Genomic DNA, 19,681 nt, shown 5'->3' with positions numbered 1-19,681 from the left:
CCAGACTGCATTAGCGCACCGCTGTTGCGATCCAGGCCGCCACTTCGCGCAGCTCTGCTTCCTGCTGCGGAAAATCAACGATCAGCGCTTCACAGGCCTGCTGCAGCCTATCAGCGCGATAGAGCGTGCCCGGCAGCCGGTTTGCCAGTGCTTCTAGCGGGGCCGGATTCAGGCTATCGGTAAACACCTGGGTGCGGGTGATGTGCCCTTTCTCAATGTCGAAGTGTAGCTCGACGCCGCCCCAGGTAAAGCGCTCGTCCAGCAGATGGCTGAAGGCGGGGGCCTGACCAAAGTTCCACTCCCAGCTGCTCTGGCGCGCAAAGGTCTCCGCGAAGCCTGGCAGATCCGGGAACGCGTCCGGTGAAATCACTTCCGCTTCGACGCGCTCGCCGTAGTATGCGAAAAACGCCTCCGTGACCGCTTCACAAATACGTTCGTGCGTAATGCCCGGCAACAGATCGTTGAGATTGGCGACGCGGCCGCGCACCGAGGTAATTCCCTTGGCCTGTAACTTTTTCTTGTCCGGATTCAGATAGTTGGCCAGACGGCTGAGGTCGGCATTAAGCAGCAGCGTGCCGTGATGAAAGCCGCGATCCGGCGTTTCGCGATAGGCGGAGCCGGACACTTTCCGATCCCCGTCCGGGGTTTTCACCACCAGATCGTTGCGTCCTGACGCTTCTGCCGTCGCACCAAGCGCCGTCAGGGCGTTGAGCACGATGGCGGTGGAGACGCTTTTATCGTATTCGGGTTTGCCGGCCATAAAGGTAAAGCAGGTGTTGCCGAGATCGTGGAACACCGCGCCACCGCCGCTGCTGCGCCGGGCGAGACGCACGTTATCCTCTTCCATGCGCCGGGTATTGCACTCTTTCCACGGGTTCTGTGCCCGGCCAATCACCACGGTGTCGGCATTACGCCAGAGAAACAGCACGCGCTGGGTGGCAGGCATCTGACGGAATATGGTCTCTTCTACCGCCAGATTAAACCAGGGATCAAAGGAGTCGGAGAGCAGCAGGCGAAGCGTTGGCATAGCGGATTTCCTTTACCGGAGCGGGGGGGCATGTTAACACGAACCCGCCGCCCGACGATCACGGGGCTTTTTTCTCCTCGTGCTCTTCCTCTTCCGGCACCGCTTTGCTGGCGGTCAGCAGGAACGGCGACTGCTGCCAGCGGCTGCGTTTTCCCTGCAGCAGGGTACGGGCCAGCACTACGCCGATAGCCAGCGCCAGCAGGATCATCAGGCGCAGGATGTTGGTGGTGTTATCAACCTGCTTCGCCTCGGTGGGCAGCGTGTGCGTATCCAGCGTCAGACGCAGGAAGCCAACCGGGCCGCTTTTCCCCTCGATGGGCTGAACAATTTGCTGATTGAAATAGCTACCCGCTTTTTTGCCGTCCAGCGCCAGCCGGTCGCGCAGAGAGACCTTTTCGCCAGCGCGGGCAATCATATCGCCCTGCAGGTCATACACCCCGGCATCGAGAATGCGGCTGCTGTCGGTGAGGTTGTTGAGCAGGGCGGTGATGCGCTTTTCGTCAGGGTTGTCGGTCGCCACCAGCGGCGCGAGAGAGTAGCTCACCTGCCGGGCCAGGGTCTGCGCCAGCTCCTCCAGCTGTAAATTACGGGTTTGCTGGTGGCTCTGGCTGAACCAGGATGCACCCTGCATCAGAGCCACTAATAATGCGAGACAGAGCAGCACAATGACTGCACGATGAAGCCGGAATTTCAGTTTTGCGCGAGCCATATTCCACCTGCTGAAAATTTGAAGCTTAATGTTGCCAGAAGCGCTGCGGACAGGGTAGCCTCAGGCGTTGTTTTTAGCCGAGACATTCCCTCCGGGCGCGCAATGTCAGGCTCTTTTTCAGCCCGACGATTTTATACAGGAGCAGTAATGCCAAACAGTCTGACCTGGTGCGATCTGCCAGACGATGTTTCTCACTGGCCAGGGTTGCCGCTTTCATTGAGTGGTGATGAGGTAATGCCGCTGGATTATCACGCAGGCCGCAGCGGCTGGCTTCTGTACGGTCGGGGGTTGGATAAAGCACAACTGACCCAATATCAGCACAAGCTTGGCGCCGCGATGGTGATCGTTGCCGCCTGGTGCGTCGAAGACTATCAGGTAATTCGTCTCGCAGGCTCGCTCACGCCACGCGCTACGCGTCTGGCACATGACGCCGGGCTGGACGTGGCACCGCTCGGCAAGATCCCGCATCTGCGCACCCCGGGTCTGCTGGTCATGGATATGGACTCCACGGTGATCCAGATTGAGTGCATTGACGAGCTGGCAAAGCTTGCTGGTACCGGCGAGCAGGTATCGGAAGTCACCGAGCGCGCGATGCGCGGCGAACTCGACTTTACCGCCAGCCTGCGCGAACGCGTGGGTACGCTGAAGGGCGCGGATGCCGCTATCATGCGCCAGGTGCGCGACGCACTGCCGCTGATGCCCGGCCTGATTCAGCTGGTGCTGAAACTACAGTCCCTGGGCTGGAAAGTAGCGCTGGCCTCCGGCGGTTTTACCTTCTTCGCTGAATACCTGCGCGATAAACTCCATCTTGATGCGGTAGTCGCTAACGAACTCGAGATCATGGACGGGAAGCTGACCGGCAACGTGACCGGTGACATCGTCGATGCGCAGTACAAAGCAAAAACCCTGAAGCGGCTGGCCGAGCAGTATGATATCCCGATGGATCAAACCGTTGCCGTGGGCGATGGTGCCAACGATCTGCCAATGATCCAGACGGCGGGGCTGGGTATTGCCTACCACGCCAAGCCGAAAGTAAATGAAAAAACCGAAGTGACGATCCGTCACGCTGATCTGATGGGCGTGTTCTGCATTCTCTCAGGCAGTCTGAACAAGAAATAACGAGGTACAAGGTGGCGAAAGCTCCAAAACGCGCATTTGTCTGTAATGAATGTGGTGCGGATTATCCGCGCTGGCAGGGGCAGTGCAGCGCCTGTCATGCCTGGAATACCATCACCGAAGTGCGTATCGCCGCCTCGCCGACGGTAGCGCGCAACGAACGCCTCGGCGGCTATGCCGGCAGTGCGGGCGGGGCGAAAGTGCAGAAGCTTTCCGACATCAGCCTGGAAGAGCTGCCGCGCTTTTCCACCGGCTTTAAAGAGTTTGACCGCGTGCTGGGCGGCGGCGTCGTGCCGGGCAGCGCGATTCTGATTGGTGGTAACCCTGGCGCCGGCAAATCCACGCTGCTGCTGCAAACCCTGTGCAAACTCGGGGAGCAGATGAAAACGCTCTATGTCACCGGTGAGGAGTCGCTCCAGCAGGTGGCGATGCGCGCCCATCGTCTGGGGCTGCCGACCAACAATCTCAATATGCTCTCCGAAACCAGCATCGAGCAGATCTGCATGATTGCCGAGGAGGAGCAGCCAAAACTGATGGTCATCGACTCCATTCAGGTGATGCACATGGCGGATATCCAGTCATCGCCGGGCAGCGTCGCGCAGGTGCGTGAAACCGCCGCCTATCTGACGCGCTTCGCCAAAACCCACGGCGTGGCGATTGTCATGGTTGGCCATGTGACAAAAGACGGCTCGCTGGCCGGGCCAAAAGTACTGGAGCACTGCATCGACTGCTCGGTGCTGCTTGACGGCGACGCCGATTCCCGCTTCCGCACCCTGCGCAGCCACAAGAACCGCTTCGGCGCAGTCAATGAACTGGGCGTATTCGCCATGACCGAACAGGGGCTGCGTGAAGTCAGCAACCCGTCCGCCATCTTCCTGAGCCGCGGCGATGAAGTCACCTCCGGCAGTTCGGTGATGGTGGTCTGGGAAGGCACGCGTCCGCTGCTGGTAGAGATCCAGGCGCTGGTGGATCAGTCGATGATGGGCAACCCGAGACGCGTTGCGGTCGGCCTGGAGCAGAACCGTCTGGCGATCCTGCTGGCGGTGCTGCACCGTCACGGCGGCCTGCAGATGGCCGATCAGGACGTCTTCGTTAACGTGGTGGGGGGGGTGAAGGTCACCGAAACCAGTGCCGACCTGGCGCTGCTGCTGGCAATGGTCTCCAGCCTGCGCGATCGTCCGCTGCCGCAGGACCTTGTTGTGTTCGGCGAAGTCGGGCTGGCCGGTGAGATCCGTCCGGTGCCGAGCGGGCAGGAGCGTATCTCCGAAGCGGCGAAGCACGGTTTCCGCCGCGCGATTGTGCCGGCTGCCAACGTGCCGAAAAAAATCCCCGAGGGAATGCAAATCTTTGGCGTGAAAAAGCTTTCTGATGCGCTAAACGTTTTTGACGATTTATAATTAGCAATTCAATCGGTTAATTACCCGGTTGTTCGCGTCCGGCAGCGTCCGGAGGCGAGCAACAGCGGGAGGCAGGAGGCACCTTGTCATCATTCGAGTATCTGAAAACCGCGATCCGTCAGAAGGGGTGTACCCTTCAGCAGGTCGCGGCAGCCTGCGGCATGACAAAGGGCTATCTCAGCCAGTTGCTGAACGCCAAAATCAAAAGTCCCAGCGCGCAAAAGCTTGAGGCGCTGCACCGTTTCCTCGGCCTTGAGTTTCCGCGCACGCAAAAGAATATCGGCGTGGTATTCGGCAAGTTTTATCCGCTGCATACCGGGCATATCTATCTGATCCAGCGCGCCTGTAGCCAGGTGGATGAGCTGCATATCATCATGGGCTACGACGAGAAGCGCGACCGCGCGCTGTTTGAAGCCAGCGCCATGTCCCAGCAGCCTACGGTGCCTGACCGTCTGCGCTGGCTGCTCCAGACATTTAAATACCAGAAAAATATCCGTATTCATGCGTTTAACGAAGAGGATATGGAGCCGTATCCGCACGGCTGGGACGTCTGGAGCAACGGCATCAAAACCTTCATGCAAGAGAAGGGCATTGCGCCTGACTGGATTTACACCTCGGAAGAGGCCGATGCCCCGCAGTATCTGGAGCATCTCGGCATTGAAACGGTGCTTATTGATCCGAAACGCACCTTTATGAACATCAGCGGGGCACAGATCCGCGAAAACCCGTTCCGCTACTGGGAATACATCCCTACGGAAGTGAAGCCGTTCTTCGTGCGCACTGTGGCGGTGCTGGGCGGCGAATCGAGCGGTAAATCGACGCTGGTGAACAAGCTCGCCAATATCTTCAACACCACCAGCGCCTGGGAGTACGGGCGCGACTATGTCTTTTCCCACCTTGGTGGTGACGAGATGGCGCTGCAGTACTCCGATTACGACAAGATCGCGCTTGGTCACGCCCAGTACATCGACTTCGCGGTGAAGTACGCCAACAAAGTGGCCTTCATTGACACCGATTTTGTCACCACACAGGCGTTCTGTAAGAAGTACGAGGGGCGCGAGCATCCGTTCGTTCAGGCGCTCATCGACGAGTACCGCTTCGACCTGGTGATCCTGCTGGAGAACAACACGCCCTGGGTTGCCGACGGATTGCGCAGCCTTGGCAGCTCTGTGGATCGCACGGAATTTCAGAGCATGCTGGTGGAGATGCTCGAGGCCAACAACGTCGAGTATGTGCACGTCGAGGAGTCCGACTACGACAGCCGCTTCCTGCGCTGCGTCGAACTGGTCAAAAAAATGATGGGTGAGCAGGGATAGCCTGGAGCTGAAGGTGGGTGTGCTGCGCTTACCCACCCTACAAATGCCGCTGTGCTGAAGGTGGGGGCGCTACGCTTACCCACCCTACAAAAACGTTACCTCATCGTAGGGCGGGTAAGCGGCGCGCACCCGCGACATGCTTAGTAGGCGATAACCACTTTCCCGCGCATATGGCCGTCGAGCACGGCATCGTGTGCCTGCTGCAGGGTTTCAACGCTCAGGCCGTGCAGCGTTTTGCTGAGTGAGCTTTCCACCACGCCGTCGTCAACCAGCTTCGCCACCGCATTGAGGATCTCACCCTGACGCGCCATGTCGGCGGTCTGGTACATGCTGCGGGTGTACATAAACTCCCAGTGCAGCGCGGCGGATTTCAGCTTCAGCTCGTTCTGATCCAGCGGATGCTCGTTCTCTACGATGGTGCAGATATGGCCCTGCGGGGCGATCAGCTTGCTGACGTTAGCCCAGTGGCCATCGGTATCATTGAGAATAAAGATGTAATCCACGTACGTGATGTCGTGCTTCGCCAGTTCACCCGGCAGATCCTTATAGTTCACCACCAGATCCGCACCGCGATCGCGGCACCACTGTGCAGAGTCTTCCCGGGAAGCGGTCGCGATAATCCTGATGTTGCTGTGGTGCTTCGCAAACGGGATGGCGAGAGAACCTACGCCGCCCGCGCCACCGATGATCAGCAGGGTTTTGTCCGCTCCGGCATCCTGAATGTTCAGACGTTCGAACAAACCTTCCCAGGCCGTCAGGGCGGTAAGCGGCAGGGCGGCGGCGGCGGCCCAGTCGAGGGTGCGCGGCTTGTGGCCGACAATGCGGGCATCAATCAGCTGATGGGTGGTGTTACTGCCCGGACGCGTGATGTCCCCGGCGTACCAGACTTCATCTCCGGCTTTAAAGCCGGTCACCTTGCTGCCCATCGCTTTGACGATGCCGCTGGCATCCCAACCCAGCACGCGTGGCTCCTGCAGGCCGTTTTTCACCAGCCCTTTGTGGACCTTGGTGTCCACCGGGTTCACGGAGGCGGCTTTCACCTCCACTAATAAATCGTAGTCACCCGGCGTCGGTTCCTGCTGGGAAATCTCAATAAAGTGCTTAGGATCCTGCGGGTTAACGGCAATCGCTTTCACAGACATATTTTTTTCCTCAATGGGTGAGACGTTCAGGCTGTTGTATTCAATGTAGTCTATGCCTGGGTTGTTAAGCTGATAAGATGGACAATCAAGAATGGCGTGTTCGTCTCAGGTGAACAATCATGTTTAAGTCGCTTCAGGATATGGCACTGTTCGCGCTGGTGGCCGAGTGCGGGAGCTTCACGGCTGCCGCCCGGCGGGCAGGCTTGCCCAAGTCCAGCGTCAGTCAGCGCATCAGCCAGCTGGAAAACAGCCTCGGCATCCGCCTGCTCAACCGCACCACCCGCACGCTTAACCTGACCTTTGCCGGCGAGCATTATCTGGTGCACTGCCGTGAAATGCTCACTGCCAGCGAGCGCGCGGACCACGCTATCCAGCGGCTGCGGCAAAACCCCAGCGGACGGCTGCGCATCACCAGCCCGGCGGGGATCGGCGCAACGCTGCTGGCGCGCATGAACGCCCGTTTCCAGGAGGCGTATCCCGACGTCATGCTGGAGGTTTCGGTGTCGGATGATATCCGGGATCTGGTGCTGGAGGGGTTTGACGTCGCGCTGCGCACCGGTAAGCCGCAGGACTCGTCGCTGATAGGCCGTCTGATTGGCCACTGCCCGCGTCATCTGCTGGCCGCGCCTGGCTATCTGGCGCAGCATCCTGCGCTGACGCATCCGGGCCAGCTGGCGTCGCACCGCTGTATCACGCACCGGGCGTGGGCGGAATGGGTGCTGCATCGCGAGCAGGAGTATTACCGCTGCATCCTGCCCAGGCAGCATCTTACTGATAACCTGCTGTATGCCCGCGAGTGCGCCGTGGCCGGAGCGGGGGTGACCCTGCTGCCGTCATTTTTGCTGGAGGATACCCTTGAGCGGGGCGTGCTGGTGCCGGTGCTGGAGCAGTGGCAGGCGGAGGGGAACGATCTTTATCTGGTCTATCCGAGCCGCAAACTGAACTCACCGGCGCTGGCCAGCTACATCGACTTTGCGATGGCATTCCGCGACATTAAGGATTTCTATCTGGGATAAAAAAGAGAAGGGCGAGTGCCCTTCTCTGAGTGGTGCGATTACTTGGTAATACGCTTGTACTTGATACGCTTCGGCTCCAGCGCTTCCGCGCCCAGGGTACGTTTCTTGTACTCTTCGTACTCGGTAAAGTTACCTTCGAAGAATTCGACTTTACCTTCATCCTGATAATCGATGATGTGGGTCGCGATACGGTCCAGGAACCAGCGGTCGTGCGAGATAACCAGCGCACAGCCCGGGAACTCCAGCAGGGCGTTTTCCAGCGCGCGCAGGGTTTCGATATCCAGGTCGTTGGTCGGTTCATCAAGCAGCAGCATGTTGCCGCCAACCTGCAGCAGCTTCGCCAGGTGCAGACGACCGCGCTCACCGCCGGACAGCTCGCCCACGCGTTTGCCCTGATCGACACCTTTGAAGTTGAAGCGGCCTACGTAAGCGCGGCTTGGCATTTCGGTGTTGCCGATCTTCATGATGTCCAGCCCGCCGGACACTTCTTCCCACACGGTTTTGCTGTTGTCCATCGCGTCACGGAACTGATCCACCGACGCCAGCTTCACGGTTTCACCGAGATCGATGGTGCCCGCATCCGGCTGTTCCTGACCGGACAGCATACGGAACAGGGTGGATTTACCCGCGCCGTTCGGACCGATGATACCGACGATCGCCCCTTTCGGGATAGAGAAAGTCAGATCGTCGATCAGTACGCGATCGCCGTAGGATTTGCGCAGGTTCGACACTTCCAGCACTTTATCGCCCAGACGCGGTCCCGGCGGAATAAAGAGTTCGTTAGTCTCGTTACGCTTCTGGTATTCAGTGCTGTTAAGCTCTTCGAAGCGAGCCAGACGCGCTTTGCCTTTGGACTGACGGCCTTTAGCACCCTGACGCACCCACTCCAGCTCTTTCTCGATAGATTTACGACGCGCCGCTTCCTGAGACGCTTCCTGAGCCAGACGCTGATCTTTCTGCTCAAGCCAGGAGGAGTAGTTGCCTTCCCACGGAATACCTTCCCCGCGGTCAAGTTCGAGGATCCAGCCCGCCACGTTGTCGAGGAAGTAACGGTCGTGGGTAATCGCCACTACGGTTCCTTCGAAGTCGTGCAGGAAGCGTTCCAGCCAGGCCACGGATTCCGCATCCAGATGGTTGGTCGGTTCGTCGAGCAGCAGCATGTCTGGTTTTTCCAGCAGCAGGCGGCACAGTGCAACGCGGCGGCGTTCACCCCCGGAGAGGTTAGCGATTTTCGCATCCCAGTCCGGCAGGCGCAGAGCGTCAGCGGCGCGCTCCAGCTGCACGTTCAGGTTGTGACCGTCGTGCGCCTGGATGATCTCTTCCAGCTTGCCCTGTTCGGCGGCCAGTTTGTCGAAATCGGCATCCGGGTCGGCATACAGCGCATAGACTTCGTCCAGACGCTTCAGCGCGGTGACCACTTCAGACAGCGCTTCCTCAACGGATTCGCGTACCGTGTGCTCAAGGTTGAGCTGCGGCTCCTGCGGCAGGTAGCCGATTTTAATGCCGGGTTGCGGGCGGGCTTCGCCTTCGATTTCGGTATCGATGCCAGCCATGATGCGCAGCAGGGTAGATTTACCGGCACCGTTGAGACCCAGCACACCGATTTTCGCGCCCGGGAAAAAGCTCAGCGAGATATTCTTCAAAATATGACGTTTCGGCGGTACGACTTTGCCGACACGATGCATGGTATAAACGAATTGAGCCACGTTGCGACTTCGCCTCTTTTATAGTGAGTAAACTGGTTCGTATCAGATGCGAAGTGTAGCCTTTTTCATGGCCCAAGCCCAGCCATCAACGCCCGGCGTGTTATGTCGCGCAGGCCGCCACACAAAGCGTAAAAAAATGTTCATATCATGGCGCAACCGGGCATGCCTGGTTAGCATGAAAAGGTTGTGCTGTAAGCACACCGGCTCAGGGGCGGCATGAGGCTGCCGCGGGAACAACGATATTGAGGAGTCACTGTGGGAAAAGCCAAACATGCCGTCTGGCGCGTGCTTGCGGCCAGCGTGTGTCTGATGACCGTAAGCAGCCTGGCGCGTGCCGATTCACTGGATGAACAACGCAGCCGCTATACCCAGATTAAACAGGCGTGGGACAGCCGCCAGATGGCGGTGGTGGAGCAGATGATGCCCGGCCTGCGCGACTATCCGCTCTATCCCTACCTGCAGTACCGTCAGCTGACTGACGATCTGATGAACCAGCCGGCGCTGGCGGTGAGCCAGTTTATCCAGCAGAACCCGACGCTGCCGCCGGCACGCGCGCTGAAATCGCGTTTTGTGAACGAGCTGGCGCGGCGCGAGGACTGGCGCGGTCTGCTTGCCTTCAGCACTACCGAGCCGGGCACCACCGAGGCGAAATGTAATTTCTACTACGCGAAATACAACACCGGTCAGACCAGCGATGCCTGGATTGGGGCGAAGCGCCTGTGGCTGACCGGGAAAAATCTGCCGCCGGCCTGCGACCGTCTGTTCTCGGCCTGGCGCAGCTCAGGCACGCAGCAGCCGGAAGATTACCTTGAGCGCATTCGCCTGGCGATGAAAGAGGGCAATACCCGTCTGGTGGGGCAGTTGGCTGTAGAAATGCCGTCGCAGTATCAGACGCTCTCTTCATCGCTGATAAGCCTCGCCAACAACCCTGACAGCGTGCTGAGCTTCGCGCAGACGGTGGGAGCGACCGACTTTACCCGCCAGCTGGTGGCAGTAGCCTTTGCCAGCGTCGCCCGTGAGGATGCGGACAACGCGCGCATGATGATCTCCTCTCTGACCCAGGCGCAGAAACTCAATGCCGATCAGGTGCAAGAGCTGAACGAGCTGGTGGCCTGGCGGCTGATGGGCAACGATATCACCGCTGAGGAGGCTCACTGGCGTGACGACGTCATCATGCGTTCCCAGTCCATCTCGCTGATTGAGCGCCGCGTGCGTATGGCGCTGGGAACCGGCGATCGCGGTGGGCTGAACACCTGGCTGGCGCGTCTGCCGATGGAAGCGAAAGAAAAAGACGAGTGGCGCTACTGGCAGGCCGATCTGCTGCTGGAGCGCGGGCGTGAAGAAGAGGCCAAAACCATTCTGCGCGATCTGATGCAGACCCGCGGCTTCTATCCGATGGTCGCGGCCCAGCGCCTCGGCGAGGATTACCCGCTGCGCGTCGATAAAGCCCCGCAGGTTAACAGTGCCGTGTTCCAGGGGCCGGAGATGGCCCGCGTGCGCGAGCTGATGTACTGGGGCATGGACAACACGGCGCGCAGCGAGTGGGCGAATCTGGTGGTCAGCCGTCCGGTAAACGAGCAGGCGGCGCTGGCGCGCTATGCCTTCGACCAGGACTGGTGGGATCTCAGCGTGCAGGCCACCATCGCCGGTAAGCTGTGGGATCAGCTGGAAGAGCGTTTCCCGCTGGCCTGGCAGAGCACGTTCGACCGTTACGTCAGCAACAAAGACATCTCGAAAAGCTATGCGATGGCGATTGCCCGTCAGGAGAGCGCCTGGAACCCGAAGGTGCGCTCCCCGGTGGGGGCGTCTGGCCTGATGCAGGTGATGCCCGCTACCGCGAGCCACACGGTGACGAAGTTTGGCATTCCGGGTTACAGCAGCAGTAATCAGCTGCTCGATCCGGAAATGAACATCAACATCGGCACTACCTATCTGCAGAGCGTTTATGAGCAGTTCGGCTATAACCGCATCCTGTCGTCGGCAGCCTACAACGCCGGGCCGGGGCGAGTAAGGACGTGGCTTGGCAACAGCGCCGGGCGCCTCGATGCGGTTGCCTTTATCGAGAGCATTCCATTCTCTGAAACCCGCGGCTACGTGAAAAACGTGCTGGCTTATGACGCGTATTACCGTTACTTCATGGGGGATAAGCCAGCGTTGCTGACCAGCAGCGAATGGCAGCGCCGTTACTGATTTGACGTCGGGTATGTTATGCTGCTGTACTAGTTAATGAGTATTCCGGATGGCGGCATAACATGACCCAACACGCGCCCTGGTCTGCAGAGCAGGCCGAACAACACAATCAGGAGTGGCTTCGTTTCGTGGAGCTGCTGAAAAACGCGTTCGATCGCGATCTGCATCTTCCGCTGATGATGCTGTTGTTGACCCCTGACGAACGTGAGGCGCTCGGCACTCGCGTGCGTATCATCGAAGAGCTGCTGCGCGGTGAGATGAGCCAGCGCGAACTCAAAAATGAACTGGGCGCCGGCATCGCCACGATTACTCGTGGCTCTAACAGCCTGAAAGCTGCTCCGCCTGAGCTGCGCGTCTGGCTGGAGCAGGTGCTGCTCAACGGCGATCAGTCGTAAATCGCGTTATGGAACGGGCTTAACGCCAGCACTACCGCCTGGTGGTAAACGCTGCTGCGGGTCAGCACCCCGCCGGTGAATACGCCGATGGCACCCTCTTTGCGGCCGATGGCGTCAATGCCGGTCAGGGCAGACATCACCGGCCCCAGCGGTTCACCTTGATACACTTTCTCCAGAATAGATTCTGGCAGCGGCAGCGTGGCGGATCGCGCTTCGCCGCGCTTATCTCCACGTTCAATTACCACCCAGCTAAAGGTGCTGCCTTCGTCAATGCCGGCTTCGATGGCAACCCAAAAATCCGCCTCGGGTTTCAGCGCCCGCGCATTCTGAACGCGAATACGCGCCCCGGCGCGGGTCTCTTCGCTGCCGAGCGGCTGCTCGGGCACGCCGGTCTCGACGACCACAGATTCGATATGGCAGGATGCGGTGCCAAAAATGGCCTCAAACGCGTGCAGAATCGCCTTAATTTTGGCGGGATTAGTGGTGGCACAGATAACTTGGTGCATAATCATTTAACATTCTGATAAAACGTGTGCAGCAGTATAACGGATAAAAAGTATGTTACAGGTATACCTTGTTCGCCACGGCGAAACGCAGTGGAACGCCGAGCGACGCATTCAGGGGCAGTCTGACAGCGCCCTGACCGAAAAGGGTGAGCAGCAGGCGCAGCAGGTGGCTGAACGCGCCAGAGCGCTGGGCATCACCCATATCATCTCCAGCGATCTGGGACGAACGCGTCAGACCGCCAGTATTATTGCTCAGGCTTGCGGGTGTGACGTGACGCTCGACGCGCGCCTGCGCGAGCTGGATATGGGCGTGCTGGAGCAGCGCCATATCGACGGTCTGACCGAGGAAGAAGAGGGCTGGCGTCGTCAGCTGGTGAACGGCACGCCCGACGGACGTATTCCGGACGGCGAGTCGATGGTGGAACTGAGCGAGCGCATGCAGAGCGCGCTGAATGCGTGTCTGGAGTTGCCGGAAGGGAGTCGTCCGCTACTGGTGAGTCACGGCATGGCGCTGGGCTGTCTGGTCAGTACCATTCTCGGTCTGCCCGCCTGGGCGGAACGCCGCCTGCGTCTGCGCAACTGTTCGCTTTCCCGCGTTGATTACCAGCAAAGCCCGTGGCTGGCATCAGGCTGGGTGGTGGAAACCGCAGGCGACGTCTCACATCTGGACGCCCCTGCGCTGGATGAAATGCAGCGTTAGCCGTTAGCGGCGAATCGGAATCAGGTACTCGCAGCGCAGATAGCGCGGCGGCTCCTGGTGTTTGGTTTCGTCGCGCGGGAAGAAGCGTTCAATATCCTGGCCCTTACGACGGGTCAGGTTGAGCGAAGGCATACAGGTGCCGTACACCGTCAGGATGAACTCCTGCAGTCCGGTTCCCGGCCCCTCATAATCGAACTGCACGTAGTCACCGCCATCCAGGGTAACCGCGTGGGCATTCGGCAGGCAGTTTTCAGCCAGCTCCGGTGGCAGCGCGGTGGTGTAGAACACCTCCTGTTCGTCATCCCGCTCGATGCTGGGACGCGGCTCGTGCAGCCCGTACAGCTCCGGTGGAATGGTCGGGCAGTGTTCCAGAAACGCGCGCCAGAACTGGATGCGCATCTCGTTACGGAAATCGGAAATCTGCTCCAGCGCGCAGCTGTAGCTCTGGGTGAGACCAATCAGGTGCATCGGTGGCAGCGTAACGAATTTATGCTCCGGGAGCGTAAAGCTGTCCAGCCGCAGCGGCGGGCGAATGCCGTACGCGCTCCAGTCGGCCGAGCGGCGATAGAGCGCTGGCGTCATGGAAAACTGTTTTTTAAACGCGCGGGTAAAAGTTTGCTGCGAATCGAATCGATATTGCAGGGCAATATCGAGTATGGGACGCGCGGTGAGGCGAAGCGCCACCGCTGACTTTGACAGCCGGCGCGCGCGTATATAGGCACCAATTGCGTGCCCGGTAACGTCTTTAAACATCCGTTGTAAATGCCACTTGGAATAGCCCGCTTTAGCCGCCACGTTATCTAAAGAGAGGGGATGATCCAGGTGGCTTTCCAGCCAGGTAAGCAAGTCGCGAATGATCCCAGCCTGATCCATAAAATATCCTCATCCAGCATGAGAGAGTGCTTGAAACTAAGGTGCGGATAATAGCATTTTTTGTTTTTTTAGCATTCTGTGTTTTTTGCCACGCCTGAGGCTTTTTTTCTACAAAATTCGCGTCAGGCGTGTAACGCAGTGATAATTAAACTTTTTTCAACACAGTGTAATAATCACACCAGGCAATATTTTAAAAATGGTAACAATATGAAATATAGACACTTAACTTTTGCCGCGCTGCTTTCGCTTTTCAGCTTCCACGCTGCGGCAGAGGAGATCGGATCGGTCGACACGGTATTCAAGATCTTCGGGCCGGATCATAAGATTGTGGTTGAGGCATTTGACGATCCGGACGTAAAAAACGTTACCTGCTACATCAGCCGCGCTAAGACCGGTGGTATCAAGGGTGGACTGGGTCTGGCGGAGGATACGTCAGATGCAGCGATCTCATGCCAGCAGGTAGGGCCGATCGAAATTAGCGAGAAGATCAAAGCGGGTAAAGCGCAGGGGGATGTGGTGTTCCAGAAACGCACATCGCTGATATTCAAGAAGCTACAGGTGGTGCGCTTCTATGATGCTAAACGCAACACGCTGGCGTACCTCGCGTACTCAGACAAAGTGGTGGAAGGCTCACCGAAAAATGCGCTCAGCGCGGTTCCGGTGATGCCCTGGAAGTAACCCCCGGCGCCAGAAATGAAAAAAGGGCAGTCAGCTGCCCTTTTTTACGTAACCGGGAGTTATTCCTGTAAGTCGCCGCAGAAGCGGTAACCTTCGCCGTGAATAGTGGCGATGATTTCTGGCGTGTCCGGCGTGGATTCGAAGTGCTTACGAATGCGACGAATGGTCACGTCAACGGTACGGTCGTGCGGCTTCAGTTCGCGACCGGTCATTTTCTTCAGCAGCTCGGCGCGCGTCTGGATTTTGCCCGGATTTTCACAGAAGTGCAGCATGGCGCGGAACTCGCTGCGCGGCAGCTTGTACTGTTCGCCATTCGGGCCGATCAGAGAACGGCTGTTGATGTCCAGTTCCCAGCCGTTAAATTTATAGCTCTCAACGCTGCGGCGCTCTTCGCTGACGGCGGCCAGGTTCATGGTACGCGACAGCAGGTTGCGCGCACGGATTGTCAGCTCGCGAGGATTGAACGGCTTGGTGATGTAGTCATCGGCGCCGATTTCGAGGCCAAGGATCTTGTCGACTTCATTGTCGCGGCCGGTCAGGAACATCAGGGCAACGTTAGCTTGTTCACGCAGCTCTCGCGCCAGCAACAGGCCGTTTTTACCCGGCAGGTTGATGTCCATGATCACCAGGTTGATGTCATTCTCAGAGAGGATCTGATGCATTTCAGCGCCATCGGTGGCCTCAGAAACATCGTAGCCTTCTGCTTCGAAAATACTTTTCAACGTGTTGCGTGTTACCAACTCGTCTTCAACGATAAGGATGTGCGGGGTCTGCATGTTTGCTACCTAAAATTGCCAACTAAATCGAAACAGGAGTACAAAAGTCCCTGACCTGCCTGCTGCATGATATAAATTAACATGCCGGGCGTAACATGACTAAAGTACGTAATGGCGTTCTTGATGCACTATTCGTCTACGTCAACAACATCATTAGCCTGGTCTTGGGTACTTTTTCTGTGGACCCGACGGTGTCAAAAACGGCTGATATCCTAACCATTTTAACAGCAACATAACAGACCAGGGCGGCTACGACACCCAATAAAACTACGCTTCGTTGACATATATCAAGTTCAATTGTAGCACGTCGAGCGTTTCATGAAATTGACGTCTCACAGAACGCGATTCGGTCACAATTTTATAATCAATCATGTCGTTTCACCCCCTAACTAATAAACAAGGTGAATAGAAATAACAAGCGATATTTTCATCGGGTTTATTCATGATAAACATAAGGATAACATGCGGTATCCTCATAACAAAGCGGCCAGCAACTCGGATAAATCCATAAGCAAAGTTTATATATTTTCGGCGTAACCGCCTGTTAATTGTTGCTGTAATGTAATTTTTTACGACGTAATAAGAGGGTGTAAATCTATCTGGTTACGCGTAATGCAGAGAAGAGAAAAATATGGAGTTTCCTGTTGTACTGGTAGCGCCTGCCCGCGCTGAAAACATTGGCGCTGCAGCCAGAGCGATGAAAACCATGGGCTTTACCCGGCTGCGTATTGTCGCCAGCGACGCGTGGCGCGATGAAGCTGCCCGGCGCGTAGCGCATGGCGCAGGGGATATTCTGGATAACGTGGAAACCTTCGACACTCTGGCCGATGCGCTGGCTGACGTCGACTTTACCATCGCGACCACCGCGCGCAGCAGAGCGAAGTTTCACTACTACGCCACCCCACAACAGTTACTGCCGCTGCTGGAAGAGAAGCGCCAGTGGCTGACGCGCTGCGCGCTGGTATTCGGGCGTGAAGATTCTGGCCTGACCAATGACGAGCTGGCGCTGGCGGATGTTCTCACCGGCGTGCCTATGGTGGCGGATTACCCCTCGCTTAACCTTGGCCAGGCGGTGATGGTTTACTGCTATCAGCTCTCTTCACTGATGCAGCTTGCAACCGTCAGCGTTCCGTCCGGGGAAGCGAACCAGCTGCAGGCGCTGCGTCTGCGCGTCACCTCGTTACTGGAAAGGCTGGAGGTGAGCGATGACGTGAAAATGGCGGACTGGCTGAGCCAGCGTCTGGGACTGCTGGAGCAGCGCGACACCGCGATGCTGCATCGACTGCTGCACGATATCGAAAAAAAATTGTCAGAATAACCTGCTGCTTAATGGACTCATGACCGTGCAGAATATCGCTATGCTACGACCATAAGCAGTGGTTATGGTTGGAAAGCCTCTGCCGTACAGCGAACCGCGGTTGTGGTTAATAAACAGCCAAAAACAGAAATGCGTTGACTTCACCCGGCGGATACTTTAACCAATAGAGACACACACAAAAAGATTCAGAGCACACAACATCCATGATTCGCATCAGCCTGACCACCACTATTACAACCATCACCATTACCACAGGTAACGGTGCGGGCTGACGCGTACAGGAAATACTGAAAAAAGCCCGCACCTGAACAGTGCGGGCTTTTTTTTCGACTAAAAATCAAAGGGCAACCACAATGAGAGTGTTGAAATTCGGCGGTACATCAGTGGCAAACGCGGAGCGGTTCCAGCGCGTTGCCGACATTCTGGAAAGCAATGCCAGGCAAGGGCAGGTAGCGACCGTTCTTTCTGCACCCGCAAAAATTACCAACCACCTGGTGGCGATGATCGAGAAAACCATCGCCGGCCAGGACGCTATTCCCAACATCAGCGACGCCGAGCAGATTTTCGCCCAGCTGCTGGACGGGCTGGCGCAGGCCCAGCCGGGCTTCGACCTTGCCGGGCTGAAAGCGGTCGTCGCGCAGGAGTTCGCCCAGATCAAACACGTGCTGCATGGCATCAGCCTGCTCGGTCAGTGCCCGGACAGCATCAACGCGGCGCTGATCTGCCGCGGTGAGAAGCTTTCCATCGCTATCATGGCTGCGCTGTTGCAGGCGCGCGGCAACAAGGTCACCGTTATCGACCCGGTAGAAAAACTGCTGGCGGTAGGTCACTACCTCGAATCCACTGTGGATATCGCTGAGTCCACGCGCCGCATCGCTGCCAGCCGTATTCCAGCGGATCATATGGTGCTGATGGCCGGTTTCACCGCCGGTAACGAAAACGGCGAGTTAGTGGTGCTGGGCCGCAACGGGTCCGACTACTCGGCGGCGGTGCTGGCGGCCTGTTTGCGCTCCGACTGCTGCGAAATCTGGACCGACGTTGACGGCGTCTATACCTGCGACCCGCGCCAGGTGCCGGACGCCAGGCTGTTGAAGTCCATGTCCTATCAGGAAGCGATGGAGCTGTCCTATTTCGGTGCTAAAGTCCTGCATCCCCGCACCATCACCCCCATCGCCCAGTTCCAGATCCCTTGCCTGATTAAAAACACTGCCAATCCGCAGGCGCCGGGAACGCTGATTGGCGCGACCAGTGAGGATGACGGCCTGCCGGTGAAGGGCATCAGTAATCTCAATAACATGGCGATGTTCAGCGTCTCCGGGCCGGGCATGAAAGGAATGGTCGGCATGGCGGCTCGCGTCTTCGCTACCATGTCCCGCGCCGGGATCTCGGTGGTGCTGATCACTCAGTCCTCCTCGGAATACAGCATCAGCTTCTGCGTCCCGCAGAGCGACAGCGAACGCGCCACCCGGGTGATGGAAGATGAGTTCTACCTGGAGCTGAAAGAGGGGCTGCTGGAGCCGCTGGCGGTGATGAACCGGCTGGCGATCATCTCAGTGGTGGGCGACGGTATGCGCACCCTGCGCGGCATCTCGGCGAAGTTCTTTGCTGCGCTGGCGCGCGCCAATATCAACATCGTGGCGATTGCCCAGGGCTCTTCCGAGCGCTCTATCTCGGTGGTGGTCAGCAATGACGACGCGGTAACCGGCGTGCGCGTCACCCATCAGATGTTGTTTAACACCGATCAGGTGATTGAAGTGTTTGTGGTCGGCGTCGGCGGCGTCGGCGGGGCGCTGATCGAGCAGCTTAAGCGTCAGCAGAGCTGGCTGAAACAGAAGCATATCGATTTACGCGTCTGCGGCCTCGCGAACTCGCGCGCGCTGCTGACCAACGTGCACGGGCTGGATCTGGAAAACTGGCAGGCGGAACTGGCGGAAGCGAAAGAGCCGTTCAATCTTGGCCGCCTGATCCGCCTGGTTAAAGAGTACCACCTGCTCAACCCGGTGATCGTAGACTGCACCTCCAACCAGGCGGTGGCCGATCAGTACGCCGACTTCCTGAAAGAGGGGTTCCACGTGGTGACGCCGAACAAGAAGGCCAACACCTCGTCGATGAACTACTACCACGAGCTGCGCCGCGCGGCGGAAAAATCGCGCCGCAAGTTCCTGTATGACACTAACGTCGGTGCCGGTCTGCCGGTGATTGAAAACCTGCAAAACCTGCTCAATGCCGGCGATGAGCTACAGCGCTTCTCCGGTATTCTTTCCGGATCGCTGTCGTTCATCTTCGGCAAGCTGGATGAAGGCATGAGCCTGTCGGAGGCTACCACTCTGGCACGCGAGATGGGATACACCGAGCCGGACCCGCGCGACGACCTGAGCGGCATGGACGTGGCGCGTAAGCTGCTTATCCTGGCGCGTGAAACCGGCCGCAGCCTTGAGCTGGCGGATATCGTGGTGGAGCCGGTCCTGCCGGCCAGCTTCGACAGCACCGGCGACGTCAGCGCCTTTATGGCGCGTCTCCCGCAGCTTGATGACGAGTTCGCCGCCCGCGTCGCTCAGGCGCGTGATGAAGGGAAAGTGCTGCGCTACGTCGGCAATATCGAAGAGGACGGCGTCTGCCGCGTGAAAATCGCTGCCGTGGACGGTAACGATCCGCTGTATAAAGTGAAGAACGGCGAAAACGCGCTGGCGTTTTACAGCCGCTACTACCAGCCGCTGCCGCTGGTGCTGCGCGGCTACGGCGCTGGCAACGACGTAACCGCTGCCGGGGTCTTCGCCGACCTGCTGCGCACCCTCTCATGGAAGTTAGGAGTTTAA

At 58.2% G+C, this 19,681-nt stretch carries 19 protein-coding genes and 1 other annotated feature; of the genes, 12 read left to right on the top strand and 7 right to left on the bottom strand.

What is annotated here, in order from left to right:
• Positions 1-10: 10 nt before the first annotated feature.
• The gene (lplA, locus tag KFZ77_RS16510; protein ID WP_264384811.1) at positions 11-1,027 is read right to left on the bottom strand and encodes a lipoate--protein ligase LplA; all 1,017 of its coding nucleotides are present in this window, start codon (positions 1,025-1,027) and stop codon (positions 11-13) included.
• 58 nt (positions 1,028-1,085) lie between these two features.
• Entirely contained in the window at positions 1,086-1,736 is a 651-nt protein-coding gene (locus KFZ77_RS16505; protein ID WP_031519593.1) for a YtjB family periplasmic protein, read from the bottom strand.
• Positions 1,737-1,883: 147 nt separating this feature from the next.
• On the opposite strand from KFZ77_RS16505, the gene serB reads away from it, so the two are divergent.
• From serB to nadR, 3 genes are all read left to right on the top strand, one after another.
• Entirely contained in the window at positions 1,884-2,855 is a 972-nt protein-coding gene (serB, locus tag KFZ77_RS16500; RefSeq protein WP_264384810.1) for a phosphoserine phosphatase, read from the top strand.
• An 11-nt stretch (positions 2,856-2,866) separates the two neighbouring features.
• Positions 2,867-4,249 carry a DNA repair protein RadA gene (gene radA, locus KFZ77_RS16495; RefSeq protein WP_264384809.1) on the top strand — a complete coding sequence of 461 codons (1,383 nt, stop codon included), beginning with the start codon at positions 2,867-2,869 and terminating at the stop codon, positions 4,247-4,249.
• 83 nt (positions 4,250-4,332) lie between these two features.
• A complete protein-coding gene (gene nadR / locus KFZ77_RS16490; RefSeq protein ID WP_031519599.1) occupies positions 4,333-5,565 on the top strand; it encodes a multifunctional transcriptional regulator/nicotinamide-nucleotide adenylyltransferase/ribosylnicotinamide kinase NadR in 1,233 nt (410 codons plus the stop codon).
• 140 nt (positions 5,566-5,705) lie between these two features.
• Here nadR and KFZ77_RS16485 read toward each other — a convergent pair whose 3' ends face one another.
• Positions 5,706-6,707, bottom strand: a complete 1,002-nt coding sequence (locus tag KFZ77_RS16485; RefSeq protein WP_264384808.1) for a zinc-binding alcohol dehydrogenase family protein — start codon at positions 6,705-6,707, stop codon at positions 5,706-5,708.
• A 119-nt stretch (positions 6,708-6,826) separates the two neighbouring features.
• Between KFZ77_RS16485 and KFZ77_RS16480 the strand changes: the two genes are divergently transcribed.
• The gene (locus tag KFZ77_RS16480; RefSeq protein ID WP_031519605.1) at positions 6,827-7,723 is read left to right on the top strand and encodes a LysR family transcriptional regulator; all 897 of its coding nucleotides are present in this window, start codon (positions 6,827-6,829) and stop codon (positions 7,721-7,723) included.
• A gap of 38 nt (positions 7,724-7,761) precedes the next feature.
• On the opposite strand, the gene ettA is transcribed toward KFZ77_RS16480, so the two are convergent.
• Complete coding sequence (gene ettA, locus KFZ77_RS16475) at positions 7,762-9,429, bottom strand: energy-dependent translational throttle protein EttA (RefSeq protein ID WP_031519608.1); 1,668 nt, start codon at positions 9,427-9,429, stop codon at positions 7,762-7,764.
• A 255-nt stretch (positions 9,430-9,684) separates the two neighbouring features.
• On the opposite strand from ettA, the gene sltY reads away from it, so the two are divergent.
• Both sltY and trpR read left to right on the top strand, forming a co-directional pair.
• Positions 9,685-11,619 carry a murein transglycosylase gene (gene sltY, locus KFZ77_RS16470; RefSeq protein ID WP_264384807.1) on the top strand — a complete coding sequence of 645 codons (1,935 nt, stop codon included), beginning with the start codon at positions 9,685-9,687 and terminating at the stop codon, positions 11,617-11,619.
• A 62-nt stretch (positions 11,620-11,681) separates the two neighbouring features.
• The gene (trpR, locus tag KFZ77_RS16465; protein ID WP_264384806.1) at positions 11,682-12,014 is read left to right on the top strand and encodes a trp operon repressor; all 333 of its coding nucleotides are present in this window, start codon (positions 11,682-11,684) and stop codon (positions 12,012-12,014) included.
• Here trpR and yjjX read toward each other — a convergent pair.
• Positions 12,005-12,520, bottom strand: coding sequence for an inosine/xanthosine triphosphatase (yjjX, locus tag KFZ77_RS16460; protein ID WP_264386208.1), 516 nt, complete (start codon positions 12,518-12,520; stop codon positions 12,005-12,007). The genes trpR and yjjX overlap by 10 nt on opposite strands.
• 52 nt (positions 12,521-12,572) lie before the next feature.
• Between yjjX and gpmB the strand changes: the two genes are divergently transcribed.
• On the top strand, positions 12,573-13,220 hold the full coding sequence (gene gpmB, locus KFZ77_RS16455; RefSeq protein ID WP_031519616.1) for a 2,3-diphosphoglycerate-dependent phosphoglycerate mutase GpmB: 648 nt from the start codon (positions 12,573-12,575) through the stop codon (positions 13,218-13,220).
• 3 nt (positions 13,221-13,223) lie between these two features.
• Here the strand turns inward: gpmB and robA are convergent, their stop codons facing one another.
• Positions 13,224-14,093, bottom strand: a complete 870-nt coding sequence (robA, locus tag KFZ77_RS16450; protein ID WP_031519618.1) for an MDR efflux pump AcrAB transcriptional activator RobA — start codon at positions 14,091-14,093, stop codon at positions 13,224-13,226.
• 207 nt (positions 14,094-14,300) lie between these two features.
• On the opposite strand from robA, the gene creA reads away from it, so the two are divergent.
• Positions 14,301-14,771, top strand: coding sequence for a protein CreA (creA, locus tag KFZ77_RS16445; protein WP_031519619.1), 471 nt, complete (start codon positions 14,301-14,303; stop codon positions 14,769-14,771).
• A 59-nt stretch (positions 14,772-14,830) separates the two neighbouring features.
• Here the strand turns inward: creA and arcA are convergent, their stop codons facing one another.
• Complete coding sequence (gene arcA, locus KFZ77_RS16440; protein WP_031519621.1) at positions 14,831-15,547, bottom strand: two-component system response regulator ArcA; 717 nt, start codon at positions 15,545-15,547, stop codon at positions 14,831-14,833.
• Positions 15,548-15,642: 95 nt separating this feature from the next.
• On the opposite strand from arcA, the gene yjjY reads away from it, so the two are divergent.
• From yjjY to thrA, 4 genes are all read left to right on the top strand, one after another.
• Positions 15,643-15,783 (top strand): YjjY family protein, encoded by a 141-nt coding sequence (gene yjjY / locus KFZ77_RS16435; RefSeq protein ID WP_152548344.1) that lies wholly within the window; start codon positions 15,643-15,645, stop codon positions 15,781-15,783.
• 395 nt (positions 15,784-16,178) lie between these two features.
• Complete coding sequence (locus tag KFZ77_RS16430) at positions 16,179-16,865, top strand: tRNA/rRNA methyltransferase (protein ID WP_264384805.1); 687 nt, start codon at positions 16,179-16,181, stop codon at positions 16,863-16,865.
• A gap of 203 nt (positions 16,866-17,068) precedes the next feature.
• Positions 17,069-17,137: a thr operon leader peptide gene (gene thrL / locus KFZ77_RS16425; protein ID WP_071789318.1), complete on the top strand. Its 69-nt coding sequence runs from the start codon at positions 17,069-17,071 to the stop codon at positions 17,135-17,137.
• Positions 17,076-17,193: a sequence feature (Thr leader region), on the top strand. (Overlaps the previous gene by 62 nt.)
• A gap of 25 nt (positions 17,194-17,218) precedes the next feature.
• Positions 17,219-19,681 carry a bifunctional aspartate kinase/homoserine dehydrogenase I gene (gene thrA / locus KFZ77_RS16420; RefSeq protein WP_264384804.1) on the top strand — a complete coding sequence of 821 codons (2,463 nt, stop codon included), beginning with the start codon at positions 17,219-17,221 and terminating at the stop codon, positions 19,679-19,681.

Source organism: Siccibacter colletis (assembly GCF_025914095.1).
Lineage (GTDB): Bacteria > Pseudomonadota > Gammaproteobacteria > Enterobacterales > Enterobacteriaceae > Siccibacter > Siccibacter colletis.
Note: the sequence above shows the minus strand (reverse complement) of the source record. Positions and strands in the feature narration are given on the sequence as shown.